Raw genomic sequence first — 11,937 nt, 5'->3', positions numbered from 1 at the left:
GCCGCTGCCGCTGCCGCTGCCGCTGCCGCTGCCGCTGCCGCTGCCGCTGCCGCTGCCGCTGCCGCTGCCGCTGCCGCTGCCGCTGCCGCTGCCGCTGCCGCCGCTGTCGTGCCGGGCGGGGGAGTTGCGGCACGTCCACAGGTGCAGCACGTCCCTGATCGCCAGCCCGTAGGGGGACGCGACGCGGTGCCTGGCTGAGGTATCCGGCAAGGGCACCGTTCGTTGCCTGCTGTTCTTGCCAGCTATGCCACGCTCGCCGATCGTCTCGCCGACCGATCGGGTAGAACCGTCCAGCAAGTTGTGGAAGGCATCGTCCATGACCTGGACGCTGCCGGAGCCGATGCTCGCCGCCTCCGTGTCCGACCCGGTCCTGCCACCGGGCTGGGCGGCGGAGCCGAAGTGGGACGGCTGGCGTGCACTGCTGTCCTGGGACGCTCACCGCCTGGTGCTGCGCTCCCGCAGGGGCACCGCCCTCGAACCGGCGTTCCCGGAGCTGCGCTCCGGTGCCGCGCAGCTGCCCGATGCGACCGCCCTGGACGGGGAGCTGGTCGTCTGGGATGCCGCGAGCCGCCTGGCGTTCGAGCGGTTGCAGGGCCGCTTGCAGCGCCGCGGCGCCGGCGCGCTCCGCCTCGCCGAGCCGTGGCCAGCGCACTTCGTGGCCTTCGACCTGCGCCGGCTGTCCGGCACCGACACAACCAGGTGGACCTACCGCCGCCGCAGGGCAGCACTGGAAGCCCTCTTCACCGACCACCATGCGCGCCCGATTCCAGGGGATATGCGGCCGAGTTCAGGCAAGACCGGCGAGGGGAGCGCTGGTTCGCCAGGAGACGGGCAGGACAACATCGACTCCGTCACGGCGGGCTAGGGGCAGCAGTCGGCTCATGGTGGTGTCGAGGTCGTCGAGCAGGTAGGGCATGGGGCGTAGTGGCCGGTCGAGGCCGAGGAAGAAGTCGTCCCAGTGCACCAGGATGACCCGCTTGGCCCCGGTCGCGGCCACGACCTCGTCCCAGTAGGTGTGCAGGAACTCGGCGGGCTGTTTGCCCAGCGTGCCGACGCCTAGGTAGACGACGTCGGCGTGGTGACCGCGCAGCGCGCCGGGCCGGTAGTTGGCGCTGGCTTGCAGCAGTACACGGCCGTTGGGGTGGGTGATGAGCACGGAGTAGGCGGTGCCGGTCTTCCAGGCACCGGCGCGGGCCGGCGGGATCAAGGGCTGATCGACGGTACCGGGGTAGTGGTCGCCCGGGCTGTGCACGGAGTCCAGGAAGGTAAGCGTGAAGCTGCCGTAGGTCGCGGTATCGCCGACGTCGACCACCCGCAAGGACGACTCGGGGACCCCGAGGCCGCGCCCGATGTTGGCGGTGGACTCCGACCCGACCAGCTCGGCGCCGGTCTCCAGCGCCCACACCGGTGCGTCGAGGGCGTGGTCGTAGTGGGAATGCGCGCACACCACGGCGGCCAGGGTGTCCACCCGCAGGCGCTCGATGGCGGCACGGACCAGCGCTCGGTTCGGGGCGATCTTGCCCATGCCTACTCGCAGCAGCCCCGGGCGGGTGACGAACCCGTCGCTGAGCACCGATGTCTGCCCGTCCGACAGCAGCACTGAACTCGTGCCCAAGAAATGAGCACTCAGCCCCTCACGGTGCGCTGCAGTGCGCTGCTGGTAAGACAGGTAGGGCCGCAGACTGGGACGACCGATCGGCACCTTCATACGAGCATCCTCGAACCCCAGGGGCAGGAGTGCCACCTCCGGACCTCGTGTGCCCTCTCACAAGCGGTCCATCCTGTAAAGCCCGTTCCGCACGCGCTGGTGAGCCGCCGCGGGGCCCGGGCTTCCTCTCAGAGCTCGTTCCCACTCATGCCTAGTGACTTGTCACGCAGCTTTCGAACACACCCAGCCAACGCCCCACCGCTACATCCATCACCGCGTGATACCGCTGCTCGACCGTGCTCAGCCCCACCAGCACGGCCCCGGCCCTCCCTGCACGCGGATACGACGCGCACAGCCAAACCCAGGCAAGCGGTGTCAAGCATCAGGTGAAGCCACAACGTCAAGCATCAACCGAGACACGACAGGTTACGCAGCCCACTGAGATCGCGCTGTACTTGAAGGCATTCGAGCAGCTGCGCAGCATGGCCGTCTACGGTGCCGACGCCCGGGCACTCGTCCTACGCGCGATTGCGGCCCTGCATTGATCAAACACGACAAGAAGCCGCCCTCCCGCCCGAAACACTTCAGTAGTGGACGGTGATCCGGCGTGCCGTGACGGCCGGACTCACCCGCCCCTCCCCAGGAGGGGCGGATCGCAGCCGTCAGCCGGACCTCGCTGCAGGCCGACCTGGCGAGTGGTCCCGTTTCACGTCCGGGCAGGACGTCGATCGGACGATGGCGTTCGCCGTCCGTGATCACAGTGGCGTACGACTGTCCGCGCCGGGTGGCGAAATCGTCCACACCCAGCACGCGCGGCGTGCTGGACGGCGGATCCGGCAGCGCCATGACCCGGCGCTGCTAGGTCATCCTCCCTGCGTCAAAGCCGAGTTGGACAGCGAGCCGGGAACCGGCCCGTCCGGCGAGGGCCAGCCCGATGTGCTCCAGGGCGCGGTTGAGGCGGCTGGTGAAGCGTGCGTGCGGAGTGGTCAACTGCGCGAACGGCTCGGCGAACGTACGGCGCGGGCAGTCCGCCGAGCCGCAGATGAACCGCCGGACCGTCAACAAGATCACGACACGGAACTCGCCGAGCGGGAGATCTCTGAGTCTGCGCTGGTAGGAGTCGTGTACCCGGTCGGAGAAGCCACTGCAGTCCGGGCACGGTGCCCCGGCCGCCCGGCCTCTTGCCACCACGTCGACCGTGCCGAAAATGGCCGTCACCGCCTCGACAGCCAGGTCGTCGATCCCGTCGAACACCAGCGATTCCCAGAACGATACGTCGACCTGCATGACCAGCACCGTCACCGGCCACAGCCGCATACGGCCGAGATCTACGGACGCCTGATGGAGCGTCAATGCCTGCTGTTCGGCGGCACGGCGTACGCGGTCTCACACACGTTCGGCATATCGCAATCGAACACTGCGGTCACGCTCCGCGACCGCTCCCCAAGATCTGTGCCAGAACCTGGAACTCGTCGGCAAAGCCAACCCTCACGGCCGTCGAGCTCGCGGGGACGACCTGTCCATGGGCAGCGTGGATGAAATCACCCTGCAGCTACCCCCGCACGCACCGGGACGACGCCAGAAGGCGCGGCCCGGGGGGCATCTCCGGCGAGCTACCCCTGCACGCGCGGGGACGACGCAGACCAGGACGACAAGGGTCAGGGAATGGACGTGCCGGGAGAAAGCAGCCTGGCCAGCAGGGTGCGGGCCGCGCGGACCTCCCTGAACAGCACTGGGACAGGGTGCTTGCTGGTAGTTCAGGTGGTAGTGGTCGGCGGCGGCTTCGGCGAGTTCGTCGACCAGCGGGCTGCCCTCGCCTTCCGCCAGGAGCGCGAGCTGGAGGGACTCTCTGACCGAGGGGAGCCCAGCATCGGTGGTCATCGGATCCGCCCCTTCCTGCTATGCGGCAGCGAGCTGGAGGAGTTCCGGAACGCCCTGGGCGTCCTGGTGGTGCTGGAAGCGGGGGAGAAGGTCGTCGACAAGCTGCACGCACCGGGGTGCTCCGATGCGACGTGCCAGAAACAGGGATTCGGTGGCGGCGGCCGCGGCGGGCTCGGGTTCCTTCAGATCGAGGTAGCTCGCGGCACGGTAGGCGAGAAACACCCCGCGGGTCTTGTCCCGGGCCGGGGGCAGCAGGCCCTCGCCTTCGGCGATGAGCAGGTGGGCACGGCCGATGTCGCCAAGGTCCAGAAGGGCCTGGCCGGAGTCCACGGCGAGATCGGCTTTTATGTTGGCGCTTCGTTCTGTCTCACGTAGCACGCAGTTATCGCGTAGCTGCTGTCTCAGGGGGTCCGATGAAGCGCACCAGTCCCAGCAGGTCAACTGCTACCGCTCGACAGGGAGTCGTCGCCCCCTTCGGGGAGTCGGCGCCGGAGGCCGTGGTCCTCTTGCATCGGACTGCGCAGGCTCGGGCAGCTGGTCCGTGGCCCTTCGACGCGTCGGCCGTGCTGGAACGGGCGGGGGCATACGACGGCAAGTGCTTCATCCTCGGCCCCGACGGTTCGTACGACGTCCAGTTGAACCGGTTCGGGCGCGAACTCGACAGCTGGGGCGTGCGGTCGGACAACGGGCACGAGGGCTACATGCGCGACATCATGCTGTACTGCCGGTTCCTGCACGAATCCCGGGGAGGGAAGTCGATATGGGAGACGGACAGCGCTGATCTGCGCGCCTACAAGGTTGTCCGGATGCGCATGGACGACGAGAACTCGATCAGCGCGGCCACGTGGCGCCGGTCCATCGCGGCTCTCGACAAGTGGGTGGAGTGGTCCATCTACGAGGGGCTGCTGGATCGCGAGCCGTTCCGGTACATCGACAAGACGGTGATGACGCCGCAGGGACCGAAGCGCGTCCGGGTCAACGCCGAGTACGAGGTGGACGACGACCAAGAGCCCCTGCACATCGTGCAGTTCGTTGACTACCTGCTGTGGCGCAATGTCGGGCTGCGGGGAGAGCTGCCGGACGGCAGGCCGGACCCGAAGTGGCGTGGCCGGCACGGTGAGCGCAACGCGCTGTTCGCCGACTCGCTCGTCTACACCGGCATGCGCCTGGGCGAGGGGGCGAGTCTGCTGACGACCGAGCTTCCTCCCGTGGCAGGAGGCTGGGGAGACATCTACCTCGCGGCTCAGGTGGCCAAACGGAAAAGGCGCGCAGGATGTTCGCGAATCGGCGGACGCTGCGGGCGTGGCACCACTACCTGTCGATCGAGCGTTCGGCCGTGGCGGAGCAGGCGCGGGCCCGTGGGCGGTACGTTGGGCTGGAGGAGTTCATTGCGGTGGGTCGCGCGGGGCGTCACGCCTTGACGGTGGTGGGCTCTTTTTGCGCCTGGGCGTACTCGAAGATCGGCGTCGGCGTGCGGCGGAACCTGTTCCGCGTGGATGCCGCCGGCCTGCCGCGGGAGCCGTTGGCGCTGTGGCTGGGCGAGGACGGGTTTCCGCTCAAGCCCTCCACGTGGCAGTCGGCCTTCCGCCGGGCCAACGAGCGCTGTGCTTCCTTCGGGATCGACATCGAGGTCTCGCCCCATACTCTCCGTCATGTTTTTGCAGTTCAGATGCTTGGTCTGATGCTGCGGCAGACCATCCGCGCGCTGGGGCAGCGGGAGGACCGGCGATTTACCAGGGCGGAGCTGGAGCGGCTGCTGTTCGGCAGCCCCATGCGCAAGCTGCAGCTGCTTCTCGGGCATGCGCACGAGTCGACGGTCTACATCTACCTGGACCTTCTGGATGAGTTCCAGGAGATCGTCCTGTCCGCGCTCGCGGAGTGGGACACCCAGGTCGCGGCCCTGGAGGCGGTCGCTTCGGAGGCGGCGGCAGCATGAAGACGCGGCGCGTTCGGTTTCCAGCAGCGAGCGACATCCCCGCTCCTCTGGACCCGGTGCCCAGCATCGGGCCGGTCGCCTTCTCGCTCCAGTTCGACGGGAAGGATATCCGCTACGACCTCTCGCATCTGCCGGCTCGGCCTTACCGAGGAGGGACCTGATCCAGCAGGGGTTCCCTGGAGTTTCGACACGCCGGCGAGGCGGAGCAGGCCGCCCGGGTACCCGCTCACCCAGGAGTTGAGCCAGATCGGGGGTGACGACGGGACCATGGGCGGCAAGTATGCCTTCCGCGAAGCGATCCGGGCCGTGCGGCTGTTCGTCGAGTTCGCGCTCGCCGACGTCCGCGCGATCCGGGACCCGATTCTGCGCGGTGGGCGGATGGCCGAAGCCGGCCAGGACCCCGAGACCGGTGGGTGGGGGCGGCTGGAGAACGTCCGCTCGGGCACGACGTACGCGGCCACCTGTGCACTCGCTGCCGCTCACTGCCGACGGCGTGGTACGCCGAAGGGCTGGTGAGCGATATGCCAGGCCACTTCTCGGGATTCGCCGACGACACGGCCATCCGCACCAGCCCGGAGGGCACCGGCCGCCCGGTGAGCACCCCACCGTGAGGTGCACGAGCAGGCGGTGGAGGGCGGCCTGCGCGAAGCCCTGGACGGGGCCCTGGCCGCGCCGGTCGTGCTCGACCCTCAGCGCCTGGTCGCCGTGAAACCGCCTCCAGCGGCAGGGCCGGCAGGCCGCGCCCGGCCGCCCGGCGCTAGCGACTACTACGGCTCCCCCTGGGCGCGGAAGAAGGGGGCAGGCTGCCCGGTCGCGGTCTGGGGGTGCCTGGAGTCGCCTCCGGCGGGGCCCCCGGCGATCTTGAGCCCGCGGGCGGACTCGTGGACGGCACGCAGCAGGCGCACGACCGTCCCGAGCAGCTTGTACGGCTGGCCGCTTCCCTTCGGGAAAGCCCGCGCCAGGTGCCCTTCGAAGGCATCCCCGGACACGCCGACGACTTTGCGCTGGACGACCTCGAACCTGAGCAGGACCTTGCGCCGGACGAAGTCCGCACCGCGCTCGGGACGGACAACGACGTCTGGCTGGCCTCAACTCCGCGCTCGTCCGGCGACTCACCGGTGGAAGAAGGGGTCCCTCTCCACTGCTGCCGGGCGCGGGTTCGTCAGCATCGCGTACGTCAAGATGCGCGCGTCCCCGTTCTCCAACGTCGAAACCGCCCGCTGGGACCGGACCGTCACCCGCTGTGCGGGCAGCGACAGGCGCGGCCCGCCGGCTTCGGCGATGGCGGTGGCCGTGGTGATCTGCTCGACTTCGTGTCCGGCCACACCAAGGAGGACCAGCAAGCCCCTCGATGCCTACCCGTCCGCACCAACCGCAAAACCGGCAAGGTCGAGACGAAGACCGTCCACGCGGTCACCAGCCTCCCGCCCGAACAGGCAGGCCCGGCACAACTCGCCGAACTCGTCGATAATCACTGGTCGGTTGAGGCCCTGCACCACGTCAGAGACGTGACGTTCGGCGAGGACGCCTCGCGAGTACGCACCGGCACCGCACCCCGCGCCATGGCCTCCCTGCGCGACCTTGCCATCGGACTCATGCGCCAAGCAGGCTGGACCAACATCGCCGCCGCAGCCGATCACTACCGGTCACGTCCCCAGCACGCGACAGCCATGCTCCGACTCACAGCCTGAGAACGCATCACCCCTGGCGCCAGCCCCACATCGTCCGCTGCCACTTCCACGGTCCGCAGGTGCGCTACACCCTCGACGAGAACCAATTGCGTTTCTGATCAATATCAGCAGCCATACCCAGCAAAAGCGGAATCGAGCAGTAGAGTGGTGAGAGGGCGTGTTGCTCGCCGGCAGCGGTCGCGGGCTGCTGATCGTCCAAGCCCTGCCCAGCGCAGCCCGGGTGGCTGAGTTCACCAGCCGGGTCGGCTGTCTCAGGGCGTTCCGCTGTTTTTGTGGCCCAGGCCTGGTGTCTGTCCGCCATGGACGTACGGGACGTCGGCCGTACATCCGGCGGAGCGGGCCTGGTGGGTCCGGGTGTCGGCCAGGCCCGTGGTGGCGGGGGCATGTGCCTGCGCCGGTCTGGGCTCCGGTATCGGCGCCTGGACGGGCACCGAGAGACTGCCGTAGCGCCCCATGCGCTGCCAGCGCAGCCGCGATCCCGCGGTCGCGGTCACCACGGACTGGATGACCACGAGGTACATCAGCTGCCGGTAGACGAACTGCTGCAGCGGCAGACTCCACAGGGGAAGGGCGCTTTCGTTGTCGAGGCGGAAGGCGTAGAGGCCCAAGGCGGTCTGGAGGACCTGGAATCCCAGTCACAGCCCGAGAATTCTCAACGGATCGAGGAAGAACAACCCGTAGATGGCGATGATGTCGACGACCGGTGCCAGGAGCGGGAGCAGGACCTGGAAGAGCAGCAGGTAGACGAGGCCGCGCCGGCCCAACTTCCCCGCCGCGCCTGACTGGATGAGAGCACCCCGGTGCTTCCACATCGCCTGCAGCGTTCCGTAGCACCAGCGGTACCGCTGCCGCCACAGGGCGCCCAGGGATGCCGGCGCCTCGGTCCAGGCGACCGCGTCCTCCTCGTAGACCACCCGCCAGCCGGCGCGGCACAGTGCCATGGTCAGGTCGGTGTCCTCGGCCAGTGTGGCGTCGCTGACGCCGCCGATCCGGAGCAGCGCGGCACGCCGGAACGCGCCGACGGCTCCGGGGACGGTGGGCATGCACTCGGCGAGATCGAACAGCCGGCGGTCGAGGTTGAAGCCGACGACGTACTCGATATGCTGCCAGCGGCCCAGCAGTCCTTGACGGTTGATGACCTTGGCGTTGCCGGAGACGGCGCCGACTCGCGGGTCGGCGAACGGCTGCACCAGCATGCGGACCGCGACGGGCTCGAAGACCGTGTCGCCGTCGACCATGACGAGCAGGTCGTGCGAGGCGGCGGCAATCCCGGTGTTGAGGGCCGCGGGCTTGCCGGCATTCGCCTGGCGGATGACGCGGACGTACGGGAGGCGTAACGACTCCACGAGGTCGGCCGTGCCGTCCGTGGAGCCGTCGTCCACCAGGATGATCTCGACGGGGTGATCGGAGGCGAGCAGCGAGCGGACCGCGGCCTCGATGCCTGCGCTCTCGTTGTACGCGGGCACGATGACGCTGACGGGCGCGGTGACCGGGTGCCCCGTGGCTCTCCTTCAAGGGTGATCCGGACCGCACCTACCGGGTGGAGGAGGGCACCCTGATCCGGAATCGGGAAAAATCTGACGTCTACTATGCCCGCTACCTCGAACTCATTGGCGACAACCGCCGATAGGCCAGCACCGTTGAGTCCTGCCTGATCCGAGCCGGCTCCTCGGCCCTTGGGCCGGGAGGGCGGGAGAGGTGGCCCGCCTGGAGGCCCTGTGGGCGCAGCAGGGTGGCGCGCCGCGGGGTGCTGGCCGACCGGCGGGCGGAGGTCCACGGTGGGCCCCGGAACTGGCCCGCACGCGTGGCTGTAGCTTGACTCTGTCGGGGATCTTGGAGTTTCCCGGTGCGACAGCATGATCAACGGGCATGCTCGGGTGGTCCTGCCGATCGATGCAGCTGTCGAGGTGCCCGTTGTCCCTCCGCCCCCGTTCCGGTGAGCATGTTCCGCCTCTGACAGCGCAGGTCGCGCGGGCGAGCAACCCGGGTGGCACGACGGCGATATGGGTACGGGACCGCCTCGGTGGGCTGTGGTGCGACGAGGATTTCACCGACTGGTACCCGCGGGACGGGCGTCCGGGTCTCTCGCCTGCTCAGCTGGCCACCGTCTGTGTGCTGCAGTTCCTGCTCGGCCTGTCGGACCGGCAGGCCGCCGAGGCGGTCCGCTGCCGCATCGACTTCAAGTAAGCCATGGCCATGGAGCTGGACGATCCCGGTTTCCACCACAGCGTGCTGGCCGACTTCCGCGACCGGCTCGCCGAAGACGGCCGTGCCAACCGGCTCCTCGACCTCGCGCTGGCCCGTCTCAAGGAGGCCGGCCTGGTGCGCGAACGCACCACTCAGCGCACCGACTCCACCCATGTCCTGGCCGCGGTGCGTGCCCTGACCCGCCTGGAGCTGATCACCGAAGCGGTCCGTGCTGCACTCGAAGAAGTCGCCAGCACGTCCCCTCACCTGCTCGACGGGCTGGTCGATGAGGACTGGGGGCTCCGCTACGGCCGACCGGTCCGGCTGGGCAAGAACCCCACCGCACCTGGAGCACATCGCGGGCACGGTCGGGGCGCGGGCGATCGGTGAGTTCGGGATCGATGTGGCCCGCCTGCACTGGGACATGACCAGCATGTCCGTGCACGGGGACTTCCCGGTCGAGGGCCAGGACGAGGACTTCCCCGTCATCGGCTACGGGCATCCCAAGGACCGGCGCTTCGATCTGAAGCAGGTCCAGGCCGGGCTCGCGGTGTCGGCCGACGGCGGCATCCCGCTCCATGCCCGGGTCTTCGGCGGTGGTGCGGCCGAGGTCAGCCAGGTCGTCGGCGCGATGAAGGACCTGCGGGCCATGGCCGGTGAGCGTGACTTCCTGATGGTCGCCGACTCCAAGCTGGTGTCCTACTCCAACATCCGGGCCCTGCTGGCGGCCGGGGTTCAGTTCATCGCCCCGGCCCCGGCCGCGCAGGTGAAGGACGAGGTCTATGCTGCCCTCGACCTCGCGCAGGCCACTGTCGTGGACTGGACACCGGACCGGGAGGCGGGCAAGCCCGCCGAGCTGCGCGAGACCTACCGCGTGCTGGAGGACACCCACACCCTGACCGGACCCCGCAACAGCGATCCGCCGCTCACCGTGCGGCGGATCCTGGTCCACTCCACGGCGAACGCTGCCGGCCGGCAAGCCGCCCGGGACAAGCGCCTGGCCAAGGCCGCAGAGGACCTGAACAAGCTCACCGCCGCGGCCGGCGGACGCCACTACAAGACCAGGGAGAAGATCGTCGCCCGGATCGGTGTCATCGCCGCCAAGCGCCGCGTCACCTCCTGCCTGCGCTGGACCGTCACCGACAACGAGGACGGCACCCCGGTCCTGGCCTGGCACTTCGACATCGGCGTGCTGAAGGCCGAAGCCGCCGTCGACGGCTGGTACGCACTGCTGACGTCCCTGCCCGACGACCGGGCGGACGCCGAGCAGGCCCTGATCCACTACAAGGGCCAGGGCACGGTCGAGCGCAGGTACCACGACTTCAAAGGGCCCCTCGCGGTCGCGCCGGTCTTCGTCCAGCAAAACCGGCGCGTTGCCGCCCTGATCCAGGTCATCTGACTGGCCCTGCTGGTGTTCTGCCTGATCGAACGCCAGGTCAGACGGGCGCTCGGCCCCGAGCAGAGCATGAGCGGCCTCTACCCCGACAACCGCCGCGTCCGTCCCACCGGCCGCATGATCTTCTACCACCTCGGCGAACTCACCCTGCGGATCGGCAACATCACCGACCCGCCCACCGTCCAGATCACCCGCGGCGTCCAACTCCACCTCCTCGACCTACTCGACACCGACATCGGACAAACCCGCTGGCCACAGATCTGTGGCTGAGCGCTTCAGCCGGCCTGTGAGTGCGAGAGTCGGCCACCTGGGGGCAGGTGCACCGCCCCGGTGCTGGGTGCGGGCAGACTACGCACATGCAGCTCCCCGACGAAGCCGTGGCCACCACTGTGTTGCTGGAGGTCATAAGGATCTCCGAACTCCCGACAAAGCGGGGCGCCCCGTATCCCGGCAGGGCGGGCGCCCACTGGATCGGGAGCGAGGCAGCCGACGTCCTGGCCTTGATCGAGAGCTTGCCCGGCAGCGAGCAGCACCGCTGCGGCTTCTCGCCGGGCTGGAGCGTCCGGGCGTACGCGGACACTCTCGACCTGGCGCTGTTCGAGGCGGCGTTCTGCTTCAGCTGCCATGAAGTCCGCATGCATGGAACCGCCGTGCCACCCGCACTGGCCACGCAGTTCTTCGACGCGGGTGCCCCACAGGCGCACGCCCTCCTGGCCCTCTTCCGCGAGGCAGCCCCCTAGCCGGCCGGCCCCAGTCAGAAGACCTGAAACGGTGACCCGCGAAGTCCGGGGCTAGATGGTGCCGAAGGGAATGCGGGCGAGGATCAGGCCACGGACCTCCGTTGCTCCCCCTTCGGTTATCAGCCGTTTGCTGACGGTGTGGAAGGAGGCGCCCGTGGTCGCGATGCTGGTGGAGCGTGCCCGGTCGGAGGGGCTGCAGCTGACCGGGCAGGGTGGGCTGCTGCAGCAGCTGACCAAGCGGGTCCTGGAATCTGCCCTGAAAGGCGAGATCACCGATCACCTCGGTTATGAGAAGCATGTGAAAGTGCCGTCAGAGGCGGACTCGCGTCCGAGCGCCTTCCTGCACACGGACGTCATAGAGGGGCGCGAACTGATCGTGGTGTCCTCGCGCCACAGGGCAACGAGCCGCCTGTGGCTGTCCAGGAACCGCAGCGTTCGGGCGCCCGAACCATCCGGAT

Annotated in this window: 13 protein-coding genes and 3 pseudogenes; 13 read left to right on the top strand and 3 right to left on the bottom strand. The window is 68.9% G+C overall.

The window, feature by feature from the left end; genetic code table 11:
- Positions 1 to 316 precede the first annotated feature (316 nt).
- Entirely contained in the window at positions 317 to 865 is a 549-nt protein-coding gene (locus tag ACWGKT_RS47610; protein WP_453278678.1) for an ATP-dependent DNA ligase, read from the top strand.
- On the opposite strand, the gene ACWGKT_RS47605 is transcribed toward ACWGKT_RS47610, so the two are convergent.
- A complete protein-coding gene (locus tag ACWGKT_RS47605; protein WP_453278677.1) occupies positions 788 to 1,615 on the bottom strand; it encodes an MBL fold metallo-hydrolase in 828 nt (275 codons plus the stop codon). The two genes, ACWGKT_RS47610 and ACWGKT_RS47605, sit on opposite strands and share 78 nt — an antisense overlap.
- Positions 1,616 to 2,073: 458 nt before the next feature.
- On the opposite strand from ACWGKT_RS47605, the pseudogene ACWGKT_RS47600 reads away from it, so the two are divergent.
- Positions 2,074 to 2,193 (top strand): annotated as a pseudogene (locus ACWGKT_RS47600) (transcriptional regulator); the annotation flags it as partial.
- 313 nt (positions 2,194 to 2,506) lie between these two features.
- Here ACWGKT_RS47600 and ACWGKT_RS47595 read toward each other — a convergent pair.
- Positions 2,507 to 2,935 carry a transposase family protein gene (locus ACWGKT_RS47595; protein ID WP_453278676.1) on the bottom strand — a complete coding sequence of 143 codons (429 nt, stop codon included), beginning with the start codon at positions 2,933 to 2,935 and terminating at the stop codon, positions 2,507 to 2,509.
- 459 nt (positions 2,936 to 3,394) lie between these two features.
- Between ACWGKT_RS47595 and ACWGKT_RS47590 the strand changes: the two genes are divergently transcribed.
- The 5 genes from ACWGKT_RS47590 to ACWGKT_RS47570 all read left to right on the top strand — a co-directional run bounded on the left by ACWGKT_RS47590 (position 3,395) and on the right by ACWGKT_RS47570 (position 7,156).
- Positions 3,395 to 3,904 carry a hypothetical protein gene (locus ACWGKT_RS47590; protein WP_453278675.1) on the top strand — a complete coding sequence of 170 codons (510 nt, stop codon included), beginning with the start codon at positions 3,395 to 3,397 and terminating at the stop codon, positions 3,902 to 3,904.
- A 188-nt stretch (positions 3,905 to 4,092) separates the two neighbouring features.
- Positions 4,093 to 4,950, top strand: a complete 858-nt coding sequence (locus ACWGKT_RS47585; RefSeq protein WP_453278674.1) for a site-specific integrase — start codon at positions 4,093 to 4,095, stop codon at positions 4,948 to 4,950.
- On the top strand, positions 4,947 to 5,465 hold the full coding sequence (locus ACWGKT_RS47580; protein WP_453278673.1) for a hypothetical protein: 519 nt from the start codon (positions 4,947 to 4,949) through the stop codon (positions 5,463 to 5,465). Before ACWGKT_RS47585 ends, ACWGKT_RS47580 begins: the two co-directional genes overlap by 4 nt.
- Positions 5,466 to 5,702: 237 nt before the next feature.
- On the top strand, positions 5,703 to 5,981 hold the full coding sequence (locus tag ACWGKT_RS47575; protein ID WP_453278672.1) for a hypothetical protein: 279 nt from the start codon (positions 5,703 to 5,705) through the stop codon (positions 5,979 to 5,981).
- 365 nt (positions 5,982 to 6,346) lie between these two features.
- Positions 6,347 to 7,156 (top strand): transposase, encoded by an 810-nt coding sequence (locus ACWGKT_RS47570; RefSeq protein ID WP_453278671.1) that lies wholly within the window; start codon positions 6,347 to 6,349, stop codon positions 7,154 to 7,156.
- Positions 7,157 to 7,407: 251 nt separating this feature from the next.
- Here ACWGKT_RS47570 and ACWGKT_RS47565 read toward each other — a convergent pair.
- A pseudogene (locus ACWGKT_RS47565) lies at positions 7,408 to 8,655 on the bottom strand (glycosyltransferase); the annotation flags it as partial.
- A gap of 415 nt (positions 8,656 to 9,070) precedes the next feature.
- Between ACWGKT_RS47565 and ACWGKT_RS47560 the strand changes: the two are divergent.
- From ACWGKT_RS47560 to ACWGKT_RS47535, 6 genes and pseudogenes are all read left to right on the top strand, one after another.
- Positions 9,071 to 9,343 carry a transposase gene (locus ACWGKT_RS47560; RefSeq protein ID WP_453278670.1) on the top strand — a complete coding sequence of 91 codons (273 nt, stop codon included), beginning with the start codon at positions 9,071 to 9,073 and terminating at the stop codon, positions 9,341 to 9,343.
- A gap of 3 nt (positions 9,344 to 9,346) precedes the next feature.
- On the top strand, positions 9,347 to 9,733 hold the full coding sequence (locus tag ACWGKT_RS47555; RefSeq protein WP_453278669.1) for a hypothetical protein: 387 nt from the start codon (positions 9,347 to 9,349) through the stop codon (positions 9,731 to 9,733).
- Positions 9,630 to 10,742: an IS1634 family transposase gene (locus tag ACWGKT_RS47550; protein ID WP_453278668.1), complete on the top strand. Its 1,113-nt coding sequence runs from the start codon at positions 9,630 to 9,632 to the stop codon at positions 10,740 to 10,742. The genes ACWGKT_RS47555 and ACWGKT_RS47550 overlap by 104 nt, the downstream gene beginning before the upstream one ends.
- A gap of 12 nt (positions 10,743 to 10,754) precedes the next feature.
- The gene (locus ACWGKT_RS47545; protein WP_453278667.1) at positions 10,755 to 11,009 is read left to right on the top strand and encodes a hypothetical protein; all 255 of its coding nucleotides are present in this window, start codon (positions 10,755 to 10,757) and stop codon (positions 11,007 to 11,009) included.
- Between the two features lie 86 nt (positions 11,010 to 11,095).
- Entirely contained in the window at positions 11,096 to 11,479 is a 384-nt protein-coding gene (locus ACWGKT_RS47540; protein WP_453278666.1) for a hypothetical protein, read from the top strand.
- Between the two features lie 163 nt (positions 11,480 to 11,642).
- Positions 11,643 to 11,937: pseudogene (locus tag ACWGKT_RS47535) on the top strand (hypothetical protein); the annotation flags it as partial.

This window comes from Streptomyces sp. NPDC054794 (assembly GCF_053611585.1).
This window is presented reverse-complemented; position numbering and strand designations above follow the sequence as displayed.

What these genes read in the sequence shown, in the direction of transcription:
- ACWGKT_RS47610 (WP_453278678.1), top strand. Translation starts at nt 317, where the DNA reads ATGACCTGGACGCTGCCGGAGCCGATGCTCGCCGCCTCCGTGTCCGAC.
- ACWGKT_RS47595 (WP_453278676.1), bottom strand. Translation starts at nt 2,935, where the DNA reads ATGCAGGTCGACGTATCGTTCTGGGAATCGCTGGTGTTCGACGGGATC.
- ACWGKT_RS47555 (WP_453278669.1), top strand. Translation starts at nt 9,347, where the DNA reads ATGGCCATGGAGCTGGACGATCCCGGTTTCCACCACAGCGTGCTGGCC.
- ACWGKT_RS47550 (WP_453278668.1), top strand. Translation starts at nt 9,630, where the DNA reads ATGAGGACTGGGGGCTCCGCTACGGCCGACCGGTCCGGCTGGGCAAGA.
- ACWGKT_RS47540 (WP_453278666.1), top strand. Translation starts at nt 11,096, where the DNA reads ATGCAGCTCCCCGACGAAGCCGTGGCCACCACTGTGTTGCTGGAGGTC.